This is a genomic window from Variovorax sp. OK605, assembly GCF_900115445.1.
Lineage (GTDB): Bacteria > Pseudomonadota > Gammaproteobacteria > Burkholderiales > Burkholderiaceae_C > Variovorax.
This window is the reverse complement of sequence record NZ_FOWL01000032.1, coordinates 16,509-35,995: the sequence shown is the minus strand read 5'-3', so window position 1 is coordinate 35,995 and position 19,487 is coordinate 16,509. Positions and strand designations below refer to the sequence as shown.

Sequence of the window (19,487 nt, the reverse complement as noted above, 5' to 3'; positions counted from 1 at the left end):
GGTGCCGCCAAGGAACTCTCATCCGGGATCACCGCCACGGCCGTAGCAGGTGTGTGGGCCACCGCGGGAACAGCCACCGCACACTCGCGCTGAGGCACTCGTTGAGGCTGATCTTGTTCACCCTCTACGCGCACGGCAACGAATGCCGCATCTTGCATTCGCGCGATGTCGCCCGCTGGCGCCTGGGCGCTTCGCCGCTGGTAAGCCGCGATCCACGTCCTCAGCAGGTTCGTGTTGACACCGTGCTCCATCGCCATGCGTGCCACCGACACTCCTTGCTTGAGGCAGGCAACGATCAACTCCCTCTTGGCAGATTCGTCGTAGACGCCGCGACCGTCACTCTTGCGCCCTGCTCTGTCATGTCTACGTGTCCATGTTGCTATACATGGGCACGTAGCCTCACAGCTCATCGCTCCCTGAACAAGGGCGTGGTTAATTGACGGCTTACAACGGAGCCGTATCCCTGATGTTCCTAGCCGGATTCGCAAAGAACAGGCTGAGCGCATTCATTTTTCTCGGACTTGTCTACACGGTGTCTGGACTTTCCGCTCGCCTGTTTACACAGGGGGTGCGGCGTGTGTTTATCGGCATGCTGCTTCTCTGCGTGACTGTCTTGACCGCTGGATCGATCATCAACGGAGAATTCTCCCGCATGCTTGCAGCGTCTGCCGGAATTCGTTTTCGCGATTCTGCCGAGGTGATTGCATCCGCAGAAACCTGTGCGCGAGTGCAACAGCTTGCACTGCGCGCGTCCGCGATGAATGAGACAGAGGATTGGAGCGAGATCGAATGTAACGCTACGGGGACTAGGATGCGGGTGGACGTACAGTTCCGAGCAGCCGGGCGCTGGCTTATCCACCCCCTCACGCTCAGAGGAATCAAGGTTCCATCAACGACGGAGCGCCTCTCAGTTCCGGATGCTGGCCTGGAGCTTGTCTTGCCATCCCTGCCCAAGGCCAGCCAAGGCGGCCAATGAGCCAATCCTCGTGCACTCCAACTCCAGCTGAATCTGTCCAACAACGAGCGCTTCGATCATTTGCCTCATCGCGGTGGCACGAACTCCGATGTCGAACTCCCGCCTGCGCCGGCTGTCGACCACGTAGCGGTCATCGTCAGGTCCTGGTATAGAGCACGTAAGCAGTGAACCCGAAAATGGTCGCGCCCCTCCTACGGACAGTACTTTGGTTAGGCTCGGCCAAGAAGTCATGACTCATGCGATTGAGCCGTCGCAGTCGCCAACTCGCAATTCAAGCAGGAGGAGGCTGATCACCGTCCACTTGTTCATCTGAAGCCTGAAACAGTTGACCTCCGTCCGCTGACCTGATCACGTAGGCATGCAGATGTCGTAGAAGCAGCCTCTCCACAACACCCGAGATCCCTGCCTGTTCACCAGACACGACCCTCAGTCGATCGCCGACGCGAAACCGCAGCTTCGACAGCGCAGCATCATCGATCGCGCGATTGAAAACCGCCTTCCTGTCTATAGTCATCTGAGCCTCAGCGCCAAGCATGCGATCCGAAAACACATAGGCCTTGCGCAGTGGCTCGACCGCCTCCGAAGCATTGCCTGCTTCAAGCAAGCTGACGCCGAGCCGATACGCTTCAGTACTGATGCTTTCCAGAAGCCCGTCGTCAAACGCATAGCTGAAGGCCACCCAGCCGGATACTCGTCCTTCAGGATTCTTCACCTGAAACTCGTGGCCTCGCCAACCCAGCGGCGATTCCGGGTCACTGTCGCTCGTCGAGACCTCCAGATAGTCGCCAAAGTAGATATTGGGAAGGTTCCAGAAGTAGTCACTGTTCCCGGCGGGAAGACCTTCACCACGACGGCGGTACGTGAACACCACGCCCGGCACAAAATCATGCCCCTCGAACGTGAGCGCAGCTTTGTACCCCCGATGCAGGCCGTTCTCTTCATAAGGAACCTTCGACCACGTCACCCGGCTCAAGGCAGGCGTGACATTTTTCCCGCCGGCCGCCGCGTGATAGCCACGCAGAGCAACTTCGCGCGAATTGTGAAATGGAACGTGCCCCGGTTGCCTGGGCATCATTTGCGTCCGAATCAACGTCAACGACAGATCCTTGATTGCCGCGCTGGTCAATGCAAGCCGCGACGACGTCAGCGCCATCTGCGCTTGTTGGAGCTCTGTCGCCAGACGCGCCGCTTGCGCCTCAAGTTCGGCTATGCGCTCCGTCGATTGATGTCGCGTGTCGACAAGTTCCTGTTCAAGTCGATCATGTATGGCTTTGAGACTCTCAACTTTCTCGATCAATGACGGGTCGATCTGCGCGAGGATCTTGTGACGAAGTTCAGGCGCCAACGCCCCCAGTTTCTCCAACAGCTCGTTGATGTGTCGCTGGTCATCCGCGCCGGATACGCTTTGGAGGTTTTCCAGAAGCTGCGGGAAGAACCGATGCAGGTCGACGTCGGCATAAAACTGAACGCGTCCCCTCCCTACTCCTGGCGCAAGCTTCGTGAATACGTGCTGATACTTTTGGACGATTTGTTGGCTGTCCGATTCATGGAAGGTCCAAACGACATCAGGGTTCAATTCAGAATCGCTGACAAGGTCAGACAGGCAGGACATGAATACATCGTCCCAACCACCGCATCCCATGACAATCAGCGTTCTGTTTTGCAGTAGCCGTTCGAGCGAGCGCTTCAACTTTTCGCGCGGACGATTGATCTGTGTCGGTACGTGCAGCGTATCTTTGCTGTGCCAGTACCCGTGGAGATGCACGATCTGGACCCCTGGCCCCTCCGACTGGTTGAGCGTCCCATCATCGTGCAGCATCGTACGCAGATAGGTCCCGCGAGCAGCTCGGACAGCAACTTGGACGAGCGGATCGAAATTGGTTGTCAGCACCGTCTTTCCGAGACGCCCCGAGTGATTCACAAGCAACTTGCCCAGGGCGACGAGCGACGGTCGCAGATGCCACCCGGCAATATCCTCGTCCAATTTCCTGCAGACTTCGGGATCGCTCGAGTTCAGCGCTTCCATCTCGCCGGGCGTCTTCGAACTTGCTTTGCGAGCCTGAAGCACCACGCGTCGAATCACTTCATTCGCCGCATCCTGCCCTCGAAACGCCTGCAGTTGAGCAAACGCCTTTTGATAGGCTTCGCCAACATCCTGCAGCCCTCGAACCGGCGCAAACGCATCTGGAGAGTCAGCGAGCTTCGCCTCGACATATTCCAGAACGCCACCGACGCCCGGAACACCGGGCTCCCCCTTCTTCTCAGGTAGCGATAGCGCCGATCCAAGGAAGAAAATGATTTCCCTGGGGGCATGGACCACTCTTTCGACGAGAACCTCGTAGCCGTGGAAGCTCAACTGTGGTTTGTTCACGCTCATGTCCTGTGTCGCCTTTTCGAGAATTCTATGGGTCGAACCCGCTGAGCAGGGCCCTCCGAATGGTCGAGGATTGATGTCGAAGGCGCATGGCAGCGCTGGTTTTCGTCCCAAGAATTCGGTGCAAGAGAATGGCAACAAAACGGCAAAATGCGCGCATGCCAAATATCGCCTCCATTCTCAAAAATGAAATCTCCCGGGTCGCTCGCAAGGAAGTGCGAACCGAGATCGAAACGCTCAAGAAAGCATCGGCCGCGCATCGCGCCTCGATCGCTGAACTGCGCCGCCAGCTGAGTGCCCTCGAGAAAGAGTTGCGTCGTGCTGCCAAGGGCGCGACGCGTGCTGTTGCAGCAGCAGATGCAGCGGAAGAAGAAATAACCGGCACGAAGCGCCGGTTCAGCGCGACGAGGTTGGCGACGCACCGTTCAAAGCTCGGTCTCTCTGCAGCGAGCTACGGCCAGCTGGTTGGAGTTTCCGGTCAGACGATCTACCACTGGGAGCAAGGTAAGGCACGTCCACGAGCGGCGCAGCTCGAAAGCCTTGCGAAGGTACGAGGTCTCGGCGCACGTGAAATCTCGGAGCGCCTGAGCGCGCAATAGCGTGGCGCTACACCGCGGCCACGTCCGGACTGCGACGCTCGTGTAAGCAACGTCGAAAAACGCGAATGGGCCCAGATTTGCTGCCGCTAAATGCGAATCGGGATTGAGGGCCCGTGTTTGCGAGTTCTCCCATCCCTGGCCTCTACCAGCGCCGAACCACTGTCGAGAGGCAGTGTGAGCGACTTCTGAATCCGGTCAGAGTTGCACGCAAAATCGATCACAGTTACGCGTAATCTAGACCAAAAGCGTGTAGGCCATTGATTTATATGATCTTTTTGAGGCGCGAACTAGCAAGGCTCTGCCGAACCTTCGAAGACCCTCCATCGGGCCGAAACGCGCCCAAGAGCAGTGCCCAGCTTCGTGTGAAGGTGATTTCCGTCCCCATCATTGCAACCTTGTTGTTGAACTCGGCACCTGTGAATTCCACGTGAAGATGCAACTACCCAAGCAATGTCGCGACTCGAGGGCCGAGCTCCGACGCTTAGCGCATCGCGTCGTCATAGTCGCGCTGCTTCTGCCTATCCGCCATCCGATCAGGCAGGTACGGCTCCCCGTACAGTTTGGTGCGCACATGCACGAATGAGCGCTCGAGAAGATCGGCGAGCTCGCGCTCGACATCTTCCAGCTCGTTAATTCTCTGCAGCCCAACCTGCTGGCTCCGGGCATGCGCAGTCTCCGATCGCGCATGCTCCAGAAGTGCTGTGAGTGCACTGAGCGAGTTGCTCGCGAGCGCCGCTTCCTCTGACCGCCGCGCGTCTCTTCGAGCACGTCTGTGTTCTATCACCGTCGCTTGGCGCGCAGTGTTCAATTGATCCACGGAAACAAGGACGGTGAAGATCAGGCCGATGGTGGACATGAATGCGAGGATGGGGTTGAGGATGCCCCCCAACATGTCACCAAGCTGTCCCCATTGCGCCGACCGGCCGACTCGATAAGCGTTGGTCGCGTCGATAACGTCCTTCCATGACATCGACCTTCCGTCTTCTGGTACCGGCCACACCATCTGGACGGGCTCCGGGAATCGACTCGCGAGCACCACGAAGGTCAAAGCGATTCCCACCAAGACAAGGCCAATGAGTATTGAAACGGGCTGCCAACCCCTAGCTCTTCTGAATCTTCCGAACAAGGTCACACGTAGCCTCCTCGCCGCACAAGCGGCGGCCGACTATATGACGTCAAACCGTGCCTTGAATCGAACCTAGTGTCCTGTCGCAAAAATACGCTGCACGATTCTTGCGTGGTCTTCCGGTACATTGATGACCGGAGGGCAACATGCGCCAGATGCGTGCAGACGCGGAGATCGAACTCACCAAGGACGAGCGTGCTGAACTGGAGCAGGTGGCGCGCTCCAGACGTACTGCGCAGGCCGTGGCACAGCGGGCTCGCATCGTGATGCTGACGGCTGATGGATTTGCCCCCACGACGATCGCCCAGGAGCTTGGGGTGTCGCAACCGACGATCCGCAAGTGACGCGCCAGGTATGTGGAGGACGGATTGGCCGGATTGCGCAACGAACCGCGTCCCGGTCGACCGCGCTCTCTAGACGATCAGCGCGTGGCGGACTTGTTGAATCAGGCGTTGCAAACCCGCCCGGTCAAGCAAACGCAATGGAGCGTGCGCAGCTTCGCGACCGAAGCCAACATCAGCAAGGACATGGCGCACCGCCTGGTCCGCGCGGCCAGCTTCGCACCGCATCGTTCACGCAGCTTCAAATTGTCGAACGACCCCGCCTTCGTGGAGAAGGTGCGCGACATCACGGGGCTGTACCTCAATCCGCCCGATCACGCCCTCGTGCTGTGCGTGGACGAGAAAAGCCAGATCCAGGCGCTGGAGCGCACGCAGCCGGTGCTGCCGATGGGCTTTGGCTATGTCGAGGGCATCACCCACGGCTACGTTCGCCACGGCACCACGACGTTGTTTGCCGCGCTCGATGTCGCCAATGGACAGGTCATCTCCAGAGTTCGCGCGCACCACCGGCATCAAGAGTTTCTGGACTTCCTGCGCCAGATCGACGAACAAACCCCGCCCGAGTTGGATCTGCATCTGATCGTGGACAACTACACCACCCACAAGCACGCCAAGGTCAAGGCCTGGCTGGCACGCCACCCGCGTGTGCAGATGCACTTCACGCCAACCTACAGCTCATGGATCAACCAAGTCGAGCGCTGGTTCCCGCTCATCACCGAGCGCGCCATTCGGCGCAACTCCTTCACGAGCGTGCGCGAGCTCAAGCAACAAATCGAGCTATTCGTTCAGCGCCACAACGTCGACACGACCCCCTTCAAATGGGTGGCTACGGCTGACTCAATTCAGCAGAAGATCGGGCGCATCGCGAAACGTATTTCTGCGACAGGACACTAGGATGGCCGTCTTCTGCGCGAATCGGAAACGCAAAGTACAACGTTGCGCGATCCACCGTTCTCAGATGACCACGGCCTCCTCAGGACAAACACGAACGGGTCAAGTGATCCAACATGCCCTCCACCGGGTTAATGCCGCCGCGTTCTGCTGTTCCGAGTTCTTGCGGCGTAATAGACAGAGAGGGCATGATCCCATCGAAGACCCATCTGGGGACATCGAATTCCAAGATCCTATCGGCAAGACTGTCGAAAGCCGCGGCCTCTCGGCACTTCACTAGGTGATTGATGAGGCCTGCGCACAAATCGGCAACCTGCAACTGGGGATGCAGCCTCGAATCGGCCTGCGTGAGTGATTGCGCGCGTAGGGGGAACCCGAACTTGCGTCGGTCATAGCCGATCTCCTGCGACTGCTGATTTACCAGGGCCATCATCGCTTTGAAGGTCGACTGCGATGCGATGATAGGTTTGGAGTCGTCGTGAACCACATCGAAGCGGGCGCTGGTACGACGGCCCCACTCGGCTATGTGGGCAAACAGCGCTGGAATCGCGGGATCTAGTGCGAGCTTGTCGATCTGGTCGTTAAACCAGCGATGGAACAACTCTGGCGCCGCAAAGGGCTCCAGATAGTCCTTGAATTTTTCCTCGCTACAGGTTTCGACCAGTTGCCGAGCGGCAGCATAGAAGGCCAAGCGTTCCTTTTCTCCGCGGCCGCGGACAAGGTCGACGAAAGCATGCAGAAATCTATCGCTGTTCTCCTCGCCGCAGAACTCGGGGAGGCAGTGGTACAGCATGTTTGAGAGGGCTTGGTTCTGGCCATCGGCGTACAGATCCCCGCCCTGCTGGTGATAAAGAGTCTCCACAACAATGTCCACGAGCTTTGTGACCACCATGTAAGGCTTGTGGAAAACGTAGACTGCCACACGGTCTTTGGTCAACAGCGGGTCTGACATAAAGCGTGCGAGCTTGGCGATGCCGGCATCGGACTTGCGCAACGTCGTGAACTTGGGCTCCGCGCCCTGTGCCGAGCGCACATGCTCAAGCAAGCCCAACGCCTCGTGCGTGGAGAAATCGTTCGAGGCGAGCACGAAGAACGGCTGCTGTGGATCTAGAAGGTGAGCACCAGAGTTACCAGCTTCGTCGCAAAAGATGGTGAGCATGAGCAGTGGGCAGATTCAAACGTCCAAGAATCAAACCGTAGATGCCTCCACTTCAGTGACTTGGACCATTGTCTTTTTCGATGATCGCGACCGTTTTTGGAATGGCATTGTTGCTCTCGTCATAGGCCAAAGCAGCTCCCCATGGTGAAATTCGCCTTCAACTGGCATGCCATATTCCTTGGTGCGACATCTTCTGGTCTGGGACATTTTTTCCTCCGTTGATATTGAAGCGGCAGTGTGATCTTCAAATTCTATGAACGGCCGGCTGCGGCCGCCTTGCGCAAGGCGCGCAGTTCCATGCGCGCAGATTCGCGGATTTCTTCTCGATCCAGTTCGACTGCAGTGCCATCGACCCAAGTTTCCCAGAGGCTTTCGAGCCAGGCCTGAAGGGTGCTGAACCCTTCGACTGCGTAGTCGAGCCAACTGGCGTACCCAGCAGGCTGCGGTAACGGTTTTTGAATAGTGAAGAGGATTCACCTTTGTGAATCGGAACAAGGCTGAGATCATCCGACACGACAACAAGGTTCGGCAAGGCGAATCTGATGCAGGCGACATGCTCTGACAGGGGAACTCTGGGGGCCACGCGATGGAATCCGGCTCCGGCATCGTGAAGCTGATAGCAACGTGGTCGCTGGATCAACCGAGAAGGGAACATCGACCCAATGATCGGCTGATAAATAGTTGTGGCGGCTCAGGCGCCTGAGAAACGCGACCAGACACGACCGCAAGCTGGCGATTGGCAAGGCGGGATCGATTGAGGTCTCAACGTGTCAAACCAGGCTGGACCAGCCTGCCGTCCTTCAGCAGAAAGCCTCAGCGACCGAACCTGCTCTCGACGATTCGTTTACCGTTTGCTACAGTGACTTACGAGTCGTCTCATGACCACAACGTATAGGGGGAACGCAAATTGCTGACTACAACAGTGTTTGGGGGCGGAGTGCACGGGGTTGGGAAGACCTCGCTTTTTGCTAGCTTAGCAACGGCGCTGCACTTCATTCATTGGACTGCGAGCGACCTGATTAGAGCCGAGAAGGCCAGTGCCATCCAAGGCGACAGCAAGGCAGTGCGCGATATCGAGGGGAACCAGGATCTGGTTGTTCTGGGGTTTCGCCGAGCAGCGATGAACGTGCAAGGAACGATCCTTTTGGACGGGCATTTCACTCTGCTTAACACGCGCGGAGAGATTGAAGACGTCCCACTGCGGACGTTCGCGGCCTTGGGCTCGGCTGGTTTGGTCTGCATCAGCGACAAGCCGGCACTCATTCGCGATCGCTTGCTCGGCCGCGACGGGCGCGCGCCTGCTGAGCAAGCCATTGCCGATCATCAGAATCGGGAACAAGCTGCCGCTCGGCGGGTGGCGCTCGCATTGGGAATTCCTTTATGCGAAGTGAGCCTGGAGGACCGAGTAACCCTCACAGACTTCCTAGCGGGCTACGGTTCGACCGATGTAGTCCCCACTGGCTCCTGACAGCACGGCCATGAAGAACCTGACTTTCGAGAAGTTCACAAATATCGATTTGACAGACGTATTCTTTGACACGCTTAAAGAGGACTATCCGGAGTTTGAAGCGTGGTTCAAGGCCAAGGCAGATGCGGGGGCATCGGCTTATGTAATCAGGCAAGGCGGTCTCCAAGGCTTCGTGTATCTAAAAATTGAGGAGGAGTCGGTCGCCAACATCGACCCGCCCTTACCCCATGCACGACATCTGAAAGTGGGAACGCTAAAGATCAATAGTCATGGCACCAAGCTCGGCCAGCGCTTTGTCAAAAAAATATTTGACAACGCAATCGCCGAAGGTGCCGTCGACATTTATGTCACCGTATTCCCCAAGCACCAATATCTCATAGATCTCCTGCACACGTATGGCTTTAAAGATTACGGAATTAAACAAAGCACACTAGGCGAAGAATTGGTGTTGGTCAAAGATTTCTTGAAATGGCATAAAAATCCACTCGAGAATTACCCAATGATTTCTCGCTCCGTGGCGCGCCCCTTTTTGCTGGCTATTTACCCTGAATTTCATACGAAATTTTTACCGGACTCAAAGCTTTATGGCGAAAGTTACGATGTTGTTAAAGATGTCTCACACGCCAACAGCATTCACAAGATTTATATCTCGGGCATCTCCGCAACTGGAAAACTTGTCCAAGGCGATATGTTGGTGATGTATCGAACGAATGATAAAAAAAGTTTGGCTCGTTATCGCTCGGTTGCAACTTCCATTGGCGTTGTGGAAGAAGTTAGAAAAATCAGCAGCTTTGGCACTGAGACGGCATTCCTGAAGTATGTGCAGCCGTACAGCGTGTATGAAAAATCCAAGCTACAAATACTTTACGCTACAAAAAAACGTCACGTCGTCATCAGATTCACCTACAATATTGCGTTATCAAAGCGCCTAATCCGCGATCGCCTGATCAAGGAAGTAGGAGTATCTGAATTGCGTCGCTGGGACTTTTTTCGTCTTACTGATGAGCAATTCGAAAAAATCGTAGATCTCGGGGAAGTCGATGAACGTTATTTTGTCCATTAAGCCCGAGTACGCAAACAAGATCTTGGATGGCTCCAAGAAATTTGAATTTCGTAAGGCTGGGTTTTCCTCCCAGCGTGTCGAATGCGTACTCATGTATGCGACCATGCCAATCGGCAAGGTTGTGGGCGAATTCAGAGTGAGCCAGATCCATGTCGATAAACCAAGTGCAATCTGGAAGATGGCCAAGGTGCATGCGGGTATCAATAAGCGCTTCTTCGACGAGTACTACCGCGATCGAGATGTCGCGGTGGCCATTGAGGTTGAGAGCGTGCGAAAGTATGAAACACCGATCGGGCTTTCAGAGCTTGGAGTCGGCATAACAGCGCCTCAGTCATTTCGCTATCTGCCGAGCAGCCCTGATCAACAGCTTGCACTGCCGCTATAAGCCATGCGCTCAACAGTTGTTGATCACTCACTGTGGCGACGGGATCCTTATGCCTATGACCAGGCCGTGTCATTGGCTCGAGAGCGGCTGCGGCATCTGTCTGAGTTTTATCCAGAATTTGACAATTGGTTCAGCCATAAAGTTGAGCCTGGCTTAGCGACGGGCAAGCGGACGCTGTTGATGCGGCATGTGGGCACCCAGTTGGCAGGCATCGCCGTGCTCAAGCACGACCTTGAGGAACGCAAGCTTTGCTGCTTGCGTGTACTGCCTGACTTCAGTGGCTCGGGCCTCGGGTTACGGCTTTTCGAGGATTCATTCGAAATGCTCCAAACCGACTACCCTCTGCTCTCTGTCTGCGAAGAGCAATTGCCACACTTTCAGCGTGTGTTCGATCACTTCGGATTTCGCACCGGATCTCGTTACGATGGGTTCTATCGCAGGGGAGTAGCCGAGCACAGTTTCAATGGCCTTCTTTATCCGAGCAGGATGGACAAGCCGTTATTTTCTGCGGCTGCTTGACTTACATGGAGCATCCTTTTTCCGGGATCTTGGTCCGGTATGCCATGCGCAGTCCCGATTCAAAGTCCGACACGGCAAGCACGGCCGGTCTAGCACCTCGTCAGCCGATCAGCCAGGTCTCGACTTCGCCTCTCGACACGACCGTTGCATCTACGGCGACAGCGAATCCTTCGCAGCCAACACCTGGAAACGAGTCTCGCGCTACCCCCATTCCAGACCAACTGCACGTTAACCTGTGGGAGGTTCGCAATCCGTCGGTGCTTGACCTCGGCATCATGATCCGGGACTGGCAATCGGTCGCGGCGGTGATTGTCGACTTGCCGTGGGACGTTCAGAGGGAGCATATAGAAGATTTAGGCTCTCGTCTCAACAGCGAAAAAACGGTCGCCGCCATTTTTAATGAGATCGTGCAGTACAACGGCAGCGCTGATCAGTACTTTGCGAATATTACCTTTCGACCAATTGATATAGCGCATACGGTTGAAACCGCGGGCGCCAAGCCACAGGGCTTCATATTGCTGCGGCTACCAGGAAGGTCCTATCAGGTAGATCGTATCGCGCTGGGTCAAGGGGTTTTTTCGTCTCAACTGCGAATTGATCTGCCGGCTCCCGGCACGCTCGTCCCGGATTTACCAGACCCGCTTTATCTCCGCTTCAGAATCGACAAAGTTCCACAAAGCGTTTACTCCTCTAGTTTCGCACTTGCCGATCGCAACTTGCTGAGTTCAAGCACGACAACCCGTGTTATTGATTTTCGGATCAATGTTCGCCGTGGAATTCCTGACGAGATTTTGGCTGGTCATCATTCTTTCAGATTCCCGAAATTCAAGAAGATTCATTTCTTCTTAACAATTGATCGGACACAAATCTGCGATTTCGAGAGTCAAAATTTCGTGGGCTGCCGTTCCCTGGTTGACGAGAAAATTTGGAACGACTACCTCCAGACAAAGCCCAGCGAGCGGAAAGCGGAGGCCATGAAGCAATATCTAGGCTACCAGTGGACGGCGGCATTGAAACCGGGTGAATCATCTTCCATTGGGCAGGCGGTCAAGGATTTAGTGGTACTGGGCCGCTTCAGCTCCAATGATTCGAATATTGCCAAGTCCATCCGCTTTGTAATACTGGGCCTTGTATTCGGAATGATGGGCAATGGGTTTTGGGACGCACTAAAGCCAGTTGATTCGGGCTATCTGGCCCATCTGCGCGAGCAGTCTTTCACCTTGTTTTTACTGATTGCACTCCTTGCAGCAGCAATTTTGGTCATCCTGCCGTGGTCTTGGGGTAACGTGCGGCGGTACTTTGGCAACAACAAGCATTGAGGTCTGATTTAAAAAAGGCCCCACCCGTGGCGCAATTACCTTAAATCACTCGCCTTTATTTTCAGAAGATCAATTGCAATCGAGTGCATTTGACCTAATACAAACGGGGCTAGGATTGCCGATTGGGCACTCACTCAGTAAAGCGCAACCGCTATCTCAGTTGCGCTTACAAGCCCATCCAAAACTTCCGCGACCATGGGTAGGTGACGGACCGATCGCCACGAAGAGCCTCATCCTGCCAGTCACCGTTGCCTGTGACAGGGCAGGTACACCGCGATTTGCGGTCGTTCGCGGGCTGTCATCGAACTCACAGCCTTGCGGGGCGGGTAAGTCATAGCCTCGATTAGCTCGCGCCATGCGTGTGAGGCGGCCTTCACAACGTGAGGGCACTGCCCTGCTGGTCCTTCAGCCTAACAACTTCATGGGATGACTCTTGCCCGCAGAAAGGGGACGATTATCGGCGCCGCTTGCCCCCGGACGGCGTTCAATCCATTGCCCTGGAAACATGCCAAATGAACAAAGTGATTGTCTATTGTGCAGATGGCACGTGGAACGGCCCGGGTGACAGCGATGCCAAAGAGAAAGACAGTTCGAGGAATTCGAACGTCTACCGACTATTTGACCATTTGACCGGCGCCGCGCAGGCGCCAGACGGCGCGTGGGGTTTAAAGCGTCTGCAGAAGGTCGCCACCAACGCCGATGGAACCGTTCGCCAGGTCGCCATGTACACGCACGGCGTCGGTGCCAATCGCGCACTTCCTTACATGCAGATGATCGGCGGCGGCTTTGGTGGCGGGCTGACAACCAGGCTGCGTCTGGGATACGTGTTCATCTCGAGAAACTACACACCGGGCGATCAAATCCTGATCACGGGCTTCAGTCGAGGTGCCTACACAGCAAGAGCGCTCGCCGACATGATCGGGACCATTGGCCTTCTAAAGCCCGAGCTGGCCGAGGATCACAAGACGCTCAGTTATTCGGCTGCCGCCTGGATCGAGTACCGGCAATCTCTGGCTGACAAGTATCCGATGGCACCTCTTCCGACGGCATCGATGAGGGCACACAGGCTGTTTGTGCAGGCTTCAGGAAAGGGGCTCAAATCTGGTGACCTAGTGCCTGCCGAGGTGTATGCCATCGGTGTGTGGGACACGGTCGGGTCCATGGGAATTCCGCAGTACGAGCGCACCACCAACGAAAAGATGGACGGATACGCGTTCGCCAGCACCGCACTCAACCCGCGGATCCAACATGCCTTCCATGCTGTCTCCGCCGACGAGCGCCGTCGCGACTTTCCGTCCACGCTCTGGGATCCTGATCCGCGGGTGCGTCAGGAGGTGTTTCCCGGCGCGCACGCCGACATCGGTGGGGGCTACGCCGAACGCGGTCTTTCCGACGTGGCACTGGGGTGGATGATCGACCGTTTCGCGGAATCCTCGGCCGTCGACTTTGCGCCCCTGATGCCGCCTGAGTTCCGACCAGATCCGCTCGGCATCGCTCACCAACCCTGGACGCATGGCGTCTACACACGATTGCCGACCGCTGTCAGGTCCTACCGTCGCACCCACGTTGTTCTGAACGGTGCCGTCAGGGCGCGAATGGACGCGCCGGGCGTGAAGCCCGATCCGCTGTTGCCGCCGGAGAAATACCTGCCCGCGAACCTAGAAAATCTTCTCTAGCGCGCATTGCCGTCGGGCGACATCCTTAAGTCCCCACATTTGGGTACGGGCCAATACGCCTGCGTTCTTGATCACTGGTAGTCGAACTCGGCATTGCCCCTACAGACTAAAGAGCCCCTTCCATTCGGCGGACGAAGGTAACGCCGATCTACAGAGGGACCAGGAACTTGCGCGCAGTCCAGCTTCGGCTGGGGTGTTTGCGCCGATGTCAATCTGAGCCACCGCACCAACGTTTGACTGCGCCACCCGTACGAACAGGAAATCAACTACAGATGCGGCCTTCGGGGCGATATGCCTAGCTCACATGGTAGTCGGCACATGGCCGCGAAGTGGCTCAATCCGGCATTGGCGCCAACATGCATACCTCAAAATGCGGCCGTTGGATGCGAATCTCGAGCGGCTATGGTGCGTGCAGGTTCGAAGCTCGTCACTCCACTCTTGCTGTGGCATCGCACTTTCGCATAGCTGTTCGAGAGCACATGACAGCTAATTTGCGTTCGAGTCCCTCACCCTCGTCACCCCGAGTTGCCCCGCCGCAGAAATCACTCGCAAGCTTGCCGAGCGCCATTCCGAAACGCAACGAACGCGCTCCAGCTGCGCATCAGCCAACGCCTTCTGAGTGCTGAGAATCTCCAAGACATCGGCCGCCCCTTTCTCATACTTGCGCTGTGAGCTTGCCAAGGAAGACTGCGCAGTTCGCAGCAAGCGGTCCGAAGCCTCCAGGTTTCTGAGCGCGGCTGCGGCATCCGAGTACGCCTGAACCACTTCCATGGCCACGCGATGCTCCACATCCTGCAGCTCGGCGGCACGCTGCTCGATCAGCGCATCCGCGCCTCGAATCTTGTAGTTGCGTGCGAAGCCTTCAAAAATCGGCAGGTTCAGAGTCACGCCCACCAAACGCTCCCGTGTTTGCACCGTGCTCAGGCCTTGGCCAGGGCGCCCGTTTTGGTAGAACGAAGCCGAAATGTCGAGCGATGGCAGCCCTTCCGAACGCGCAACATCGGCACGCGCCTGGGCGGCATCAATCTGAGCTCGCGCAGCCTCGATCGCCGGATGGCGTTGCTGTGCCAGTGCCATCCAGTCTGCGAGAGATGACGTCGATTCCTCGGTCTTCGGTGGTCCAAGCGGAACCAGGTTCACCGTCGCAACGGGCGGTGCGCCGATCGCATAGATCATGACTGCCTTCGTCTTGTTCAGATCGCCTTCGGCGCGGCTCATGTCGAGAGCTGCGCGTGCCAGGGTCGTCTCGGCCTGCAGCGTGTCCCCGTTCGATCCTGCGCCTCGAGCCTCCCGCCGACGGGCCGTCTGCAAGGTGCCCGTGGCAATCGACACCGCTTCCTGTTTGGCCGCCAGCGTCACTTGCGCCGTCTGCACATCGAAGTAGGCTTGAATCACTGCGGTCAGGGTTTTCTGCAGCGTCGCATCGTGGGTGGCTGAAGCGGCTTTCAACAAGCTCTTCGCCGCGCTCAGATTCGCCGCGCGCCCGCCAAGATCCAGCAGGCGCCAAGTGAGCGTCGCGTAGACGGTATTGCCTGCTGTGCGCGTCGCGGCGTTCGTGCTATCAGGAAACCAGGTCTTGTCGTCCAACCGGCTCACCGAACCCGTCAAGGTCGGCAGATAGGCCGCCTTTGCTTCGCCGACCGCGCCCGATTGAACCTTGATCGCCGCCCAAGCCGCGCGCACCTGGGGGTTGCTGCACATCGCCAGATCGATTGCAGCCTCCAGCGATAGCTGCGCCGGAATCTCCGGGGACACAGCACAGGAGAACGGCACTGCATCGCCAGGGAGCACCGCACCGTCTTGCAGCACAGGCGGCGTGGCCTGCAAAGGATCACGCAAGACATCGGCGCGCAGGACACCGTCCAGATCGAACGCATTGGCGTTGGCCATTCCCCCCCAACAGAGCGCCCAGAGCACCACTGCGCAGGCTCGGGGAACACGTGGGAGGCCGTTTCGCTTGCCGCTGTTGGCGCAGCTCGCCTCAGCGTTCACGCAAGCTTTCATGAGCCTCCTGCAACAGCGGGCTGAGCACATACTCAATGACTCGGCGCGTGCCGGTCTTCACTTCGACGTTCACCGACATCCCAGGGCTCAGCGTCGCGGGCTTGCCATCCACCTGAAGCGTCGAGGTGTCGAGCAGCACCTTGACCGCGTAGGTCAATCTCTTTTTCTCATCCTGCTGCTTTTCGTCTTCGATGGCGTCGTGCGAGACATGGGTCACTTTGCCCGGGAGGGTGCCGTACTTTGTGTAGTCGAACGCATCGACCTTGACTTGCGCCTCCTGCCCTTCGTGCACGAAACCGATGTCCTTGTTCTCAAGGACTGCCTCGACCTCGACCGAGTCCTGCTGTGGCACGATCAGCATTAACGGCTGCGCCGCAGGCACGACGCCGCCGACCGTATGCACTGTGAGCTGCTGCACAGTTCCGTCGACGGGGGCGGTGAGTTTCAGCAAGCGACTGTGCGACCCGGCACGTGTGGCATCTTGTCGTGCAGCGTTTTCGACGCGACCGCCTTCCGTGAATGCGTCGAGGGCATCTTTCTTGGTCTGGGCGATCAACGCCGTGCGCTGGTTGCGGGCATCTGCGAGCTGCCCTTGCAGCTCGACGCGCGCACGCTCCTTGTCCAGGTAGGCATGCTCCGAGACATCGTGATTGCGCGACAGTTCCTTGTAGTCGCGCGCCTGCTGGGCGGCCAGCACCAACGCCTCACCGTAGCGGTGGATGTCGCCATCGATGCGATCCAACTTGCCGCGGAAGTCCCTGTATTGCCCCTCGAGGTGGCTCTGTTCGGCACGCCACTGCTCGGGTGGCACCTCCTCAAGAAGGGGCAGTCGCGGCACACTCAACGCATCGACACCCTTGATCAACGCCTTGGACCGTGCAGCTTGCAAAGCAGCCACTGTCGCATCACCGGATGCCTTGTCGCGCTCGGCATCGGACGCGCTGGTGTCCAGTTCCAGCAGTGGCTCGCCGGCCTTGACGAATTGACCTTCGACCACGTGCAGCGCATGCACGCTCGCGACATCGACCGATGCAATGCTCTTGGTGCGCCCACTGGGAATTACCTTACCCGTCGCGTTCACGACGATGTCGACTTTTCCCAGGATCGACCACGCGAGCACGGTGACGACCAAGGTCATCAACACGCGCCCCGTCCAGCGCGCGGTGGATGAGACAGGACGCTCCTGCAGCGAAAGCGCCGCTGGCAGAAACGCAGCCTCATCCTCGTTGAAGATACCCCGGCCGTCATCGTGACGAAGCGCCCAGTGAACTGCAAACACGGCGCGATAGTGGGCCAGCAGGCCGGCGTAGGCCTGCGCTCGTTGACGAAGGCTCATTGTGCGGCGGCTCCGGCCGGCTGCACCGCAGCCAACGACGTCATCAATGCACGCTCGCCGGAGACCGGATCGACGCCACCCGACTGCAGGTTGTAGAGGTGCCGGTAGATGCCGTTACCGATGCCCAGCAACTCGGAATGCGAGCCTTGCTCGGCGATCTGCCCGCGCTCCATCACAATAATTCGGTTCGCCTCGCGTACGGCCGAGAGCCGGTGGGTGATGATCAGGACGGTACGCCCCTTGCAGATCAGGCGCATGTTGTCCTGGATGATCTTTTCGGACTCGTAGTCCAGTGCGCTGGTCGCCTCGTCGAAAATCAGGACGCGCGGATTGGTGATCAGCGCACGCGCAATCGCGACCCGTTGGCGCTGCCCGCCCGACAGGCCGGTACCGTGCTCGCCCACCATCGTGTCGTAGCCTTCGGGCAGCTCGCTGATGAACTCGTGGGCGCCGGCCAGCTTGGCAGCCGCCATGATGGCCTCGATGGGCAACGCCGGGTTCGACAGCGCGATGTTGTCGCGGATGCTGCGGTTGAACAGCATGTTCTCCTGCAGCACCACGCCGATCTGCTGTCGCAGCGAGGCCGTGTCGATCAGCGCCAGATCCTGTCCATCGACCAGTACCCGTCCCCGGTCAGGCACATAGAGGCGCTGAACCAGCTTCGTCAACGTGCTCTTGCCCGAGCCGGAACGCCCGACGATGCCGATCACTTCACCAGGTTGGACCTTGAGGTTCACCGCACGCAGCACGTCGGGCGCATCGGGGCGATAGCGAAACGACACCTGATCGAACTCGACCTCACCGGAGATCCTAGGAATTCGGGTCTTTTGGCCTGCAACCTCGGTGCGTGCATTGAGGATGTCGCCCAAGCGCTGCATCGAGATGCCCACCTGCTGAAAGTCGTTCCAGAGCTGGGCGAGCCGGATGATCGGCGAGGCCACCTGGCCGGCCAGCATGTTGAAGGCGACCAGTTGGCCGACAGTCATCCTGTTGTCCACCACCAGCGTGGCGCCGATCCACATGATCGCGGCGGTGACCAGCTTGCTCACGAGCGTCACGCCGCCACCGGCCACCATGGCGACGTTGGTGGCGGACAGGCCCGCGGAAACATAGGAGGCAAGTTGCTTGTCCCACTTCTGGGTCCAGCGCGGCTCGACAGCCATGGCCTTGACCGTGTCGATACCGCTAATGGTTTCGACGAGGAAGGACTGGTTCTCGGCGCTGCGGTTGAACTTCTCATTCAGACGCGCCCGCAGGATGGGGGTGAAGACGGCCGAGAGGATGGCGTACAGCGGGATCGACGCCAGCACGACCAGTGTGAGCCAGACGCTGTACCAGAGCATGACCGCCAAAAACACGAAGGAGAACAGCAGGTCCATGACCAGCGTGATCGCGTTGCCCGTCAAGAAAGAGCGAATGTTCTCCAACTCGCGGATGCGCGCGACCGAGTCGCCCACGCGCCTAGCCTGGAAGTAGGCGATTGGAAGAGACAGCAGGTGCCGAAACAGCCGCGCGCCCAGTTCCACGTCGATCTTGCTGCTGGTGTGCGCGAAGACGTAAGTGCGGATACCGGTGAGCAGCGCCTCAAACAACGTCGCGCACAGCAGCCCGATGGCGATGACATTGAGAGTCCTCATGGCGTGGTTGACCAACACCTTGTCCATGACGACCTGGAAGAACATCGGCGTGACCAGGCCGATGAGCTGCAGCACCAGCGAGATCAGCACGATCTCGCCCAGGAGCGTTCGGTACTTGACGACGACGGGGATGAACCAGCTGAAGTCGAACTTGGCGATGTCGCCGGCGTAGGTGGCCTTCGAGGTGAAAAAGATCAGGTCGCCGGACCATTGCGCCAGGAAGGTGTCCAGGGGCAGCACTTGCGGCGCTTCGCCTGCTCGCTGAATCAGGATGCGCACCGAGGCAATCGGCGGTTGTCCTTTCACTGCGGCCCCGGGGTCGTATTTGCCGACGATCAGGAACCGTCCCTCACGGTCCATGGCCACAGCGGGTAGTGGCGCCCGATCCAGTCGATCGGGCGGCTGACGCACGAACTTGGCAGCTAGGCCCAGCTTCTTGGCGGCCAGGAGGATGGTCTGTGCGGAGAACAACTCCTGACCGAACTCGTGGCGAAGCTGCGCCTCATCAACGGCCACGCCGTGGTAGCCCGCCATCATCACGAGCGCGAGAAGTCCGGTGTCCATATCGTCCCTGGAATCGTCATCCGTCGTGGGGATGCGAGTGTTTTTATTCT

At 58.0% G+C, this 19,487-nt stretch carries 14 protein-coding genes and 2 pseudogenes; 9 read left to right on the top strand and 7 right to left on the bottom strand.

Annotated elements, in window-relative coordinates:
- Positions 1–266, bottom strand: a pseudogene (locus tag BM013_RS42070) (hypothetical protein); the annotation flags it as partial.
- A 170-nt stretch (positions 267–436) separates the two neighbouring features.
- Here BM013_RS42070 and BM013_RS41055 point away from each other — a divergent pair.
- Positions 437–976 carry a hypothetical protein gene (locus BM013_RS41055; RefSeq protein WP_143098507.1) on the top strand — a complete coding sequence of 180 codons (540 nt, stop codon included), beginning with the start codon at positions 437–439 and terminating at the stop codon, positions 974–976.
- 271 nt (positions 977–1,247) lie between these two features.
- On the opposite strand, the gene BM013_RS39515 is transcribed toward BM013_RS41055, so the two are convergent.
- Positions 1,248–3,353 (bottom strand): SIR2 family protein, encoded by a 2,106-nt coding sequence (locus tag BM013_RS39515; RefSeq protein WP_093136083.1) that lies wholly within the window; start codon positions 3,351–3,353, stop codon positions 1,248–1,250.
- A 155-nt stretch (positions 3,354–3,508) separates the two neighbouring features.
- On the opposite strand from BM013_RS39515, the gene BM013_RS39510 reads away from it, so the two are divergent.
- The gene (locus tag BM013_RS39510; protein WP_093136080.1) at positions 3,509–3,949 is read left to right on the top strand and encodes a helix-turn-helix domain-containing protein; all 441 of its coding nucleotides are present in this window, start codon (positions 3,509–3,511) and stop codon (positions 3,947–3,949) included.
- A gap of 481 nt (positions 3,950–4,430) precedes the next feature.
- Here the strand turns inward: BM013_RS39510 and BM013_RS39505 are convergent, their stop codons facing one another.
- Positions 4,431–4,919, bottom strand: a complete 489-nt coding sequence (locus BM013_RS39505; protein WP_093136077.1) for a hypothetical protein — start codon at positions 4,917–4,919, stop codon at positions 4,431–4,433.
- A 302-nt stretch (positions 4,920–5,221) separates the two neighbouring features.
- Here BM013_RS39505 and BM013_RS39500 point away from each other — a divergent pair.
- Positions 5,222–6,310, top strand: a pseudogene (locus BM013_RS39500) (IS630 family transposase).
- A gap of 79 nt (positions 6,311–6,389) precedes the next feature.
- On the opposite strand, the gene BM013_RS39495 reads toward BM013_RS39500, so the two are convergent.
- Positions 6,390–7,466 (bottom strand): DUF3800 domain-containing protein, encoded by a 1,077-nt coding sequence (locus BM013_RS39495; protein ID WP_093136074.1) that lies wholly within the window; start codon positions 7,464–7,466, stop codon positions 6,390–6,392.
- Positions 7,467–8,373: 907 nt separating this feature from the next.
- Between BM013_RS39495 and BM013_RS39485 the strand changes: the two genes are divergently transcribed.
- The 6 genes from BM013_RS39485 (at position 8,374) to BM013_RS39465 (ending at position 13,896) form a co-directional block, all read left to right on the top strand.
- Positions 8,374–8,934 carry an ATP-binding protein gene (locus BM013_RS39485; protein ID WP_093136072.1) on the top strand — a complete coding sequence of 187 codons (561 nt, stop codon included), beginning with the start codon at positions 8,374–8,376 and terminating at the stop codon, positions 8,932–8,934.
- 10 nt (positions 8,935–8,944) lie between these two features.
- Positions 8,945–9,997, top strand: a complete 1,053-nt coding sequence (locus BM013_RS39480) for an N-acetyltransferase (protein WP_093136069.1) — start codon at positions 8,945–8,947, stop codon at positions 9,995–9,997.
- 22 nt (positions 9,998–10,019) lie between these two features.
- Entirely contained in the window at positions 10,020–10,382 is a 363-nt protein-coding gene (locus tag BM013_RS39475; RefSeq protein WP_256221894.1) for an ASCH domain-containing protein, read from the top strand.
- A gap of 3 nt (positions 10,383–10,385) precedes the next feature.
- Positions 10,386–10,901: a GNAT family N-acetyltransferase gene (locus tag BM013_RS39470; protein ID WP_143098506.1), complete on the top strand. Its 516-nt coding sequence runs from the start codon at positions 10,386–10,388 to the stop codon at positions 10,899–10,901.
- A 44-nt stretch (positions 10,902–10,945) separates the two neighbouring features.
- Complete coding sequence (locus BM013_RS41050; protein WP_143098505.1) at positions 10,946–12,220, top strand: hypothetical protein; 1,275 nt, start codon at positions 10,946–10,948, stop codon at positions 12,218–12,220.
- Between the two features lie 512 nt (positions 12,221–12,732).
- Entirely contained in the window at positions 12,733–13,896 is a 1,164-nt protein-coding gene (locus BM013_RS39465; protein WP_093136060.1) for a phospholipase effector Tle1 domain-containing protein, read from the top strand.
- A 486-nt stretch (positions 13,897–14,382) separates the two neighbouring features.
- On the opposite strand, the gene BM013_RS39460 is transcribed toward BM013_RS39465, so the two are convergent.
- The 3 genes from BM013_RS39460 to BM013_RS39450 all read right to left on the bottom strand — a co-directional run bounded on the left by BM013_RS39460 (position 14,383) and on the right by BM013_RS39450 (position 19,437).
- Positions 14,383–15,786, bottom strand: coding sequence for a TolC family protein (locus tag BM013_RS39460; RefSeq protein WP_093136057.1), 1,404 nt, complete (start codon positions 15,784–15,786; stop codon positions 14,383–14,385).
- 91 nt (positions 15,787–15,877) lie between these two features.
- Positions 15,878–17,236, bottom strand: coding sequence for an HlyD family type I secretion periplasmic adaptor subunit (locus tag BM013_RS39455; protein WP_093136054.1), 1,359 nt, complete (start codon positions 17,234–17,236; stop codon positions 15,878–15,880).
- On the bottom strand, positions 17,233–19,437 hold the full coding sequence (locus BM013_RS39450; protein WP_256221893.1) for a type I secretion system permease/ATPase: 2,205 nt from the start codon (positions 19,435–19,437) through the stop codon (positions 17,233–17,235). The genes BM013_RS39455 and BM013_RS39450 overlap by 4 nt, the downstream gene beginning before the upstream one ends.
- Positions 19,438–19,487: the final 50 nt, after the last annotated feature.

What these genes read in the sequence shown, in the direction of transcription:
- BM013_RS39465 (WP_093136060.1), top strand. Translation starts at nt 12,733, where the DNA reads ATGAACAAAGTGATTGTCTATTGTGCAGATGGCACGTGGAACGGCCCG.
- BM013_RS41050 (WP_143098505.1), top strand. Translation starts at nt 10,946, where the DNA reads ATGCGCAGTCCCGATTCAAAGTCCGACACGGCAAGCACGGCCGGTCTA.
- BM013_RS39470 (WP_143098506.1), top strand. Translation starts at nt 10,386, where the DNA reads ATGCGCTCAACAGTTGTTGATCACTCACTGTGGCGACGGGATCCTTAT.
- BM013_RS39515 (WP_093136083.1), bottom strand. Translation starts at nt 3,353, where the DNA reads ATGAGCGTGAACAAACCACAGTTGAGCTTCCACGGCTACGAGGTTCTC.
- BM013_RS39505 (WP_093136077.1), bottom strand. Translation starts at nt 4,919, where the DNA reads ATGTCATGGAAGGACGTTATCGACGCGACCAACGCTTATCGAGTCGGC.
- BM013_RS39455 (WP_093136054.1), bottom strand. Translation starts at nt 17,236, where the DNA reads ATGAGCCTTCGTCAACGAGCGCAGGCCTACGCCGGCCTGCTGGCCCAC.
- BM013_RS39450 (WP_256221893.1), bottom strand. Translation starts at nt 19,437, where the DNA reads ATGGACACCGGACTTCTCGCGCTCGTGATGATGGCGGGCTACCACGGC.
- BM013_RS39495 (WP_093136074.1), bottom strand. Translation starts at nt 7,466, where the DNA reads ATGCTCACCATCTTTTGCGACGAAGCTGGTAACTCTGGTGCTCACCTT.
- BM013_RS39480 (WP_093136069.1), top strand. Translation starts at nt 8,945, where the DNA reads ATGAAGAACCTGACTTTCGAGAAGTTCACAAATATCGATTTGACAGAC.
- BM013_RS39510 (WP_093136080.1), top strand. Translation starts at nt 3,509, where the DNA reads ATGCCAAATATCGCCTCCATTCTCAAAAATGAAATCTCCCGGGTCGCT.
- BM013_RS39460 (WP_093136057.1), bottom strand. Translation starts at nt 15,786, where the DNA reads ATGGCCAACGCCAATGCGTTCGATCTGGACGGTGTCCTGCGCGCCGAT.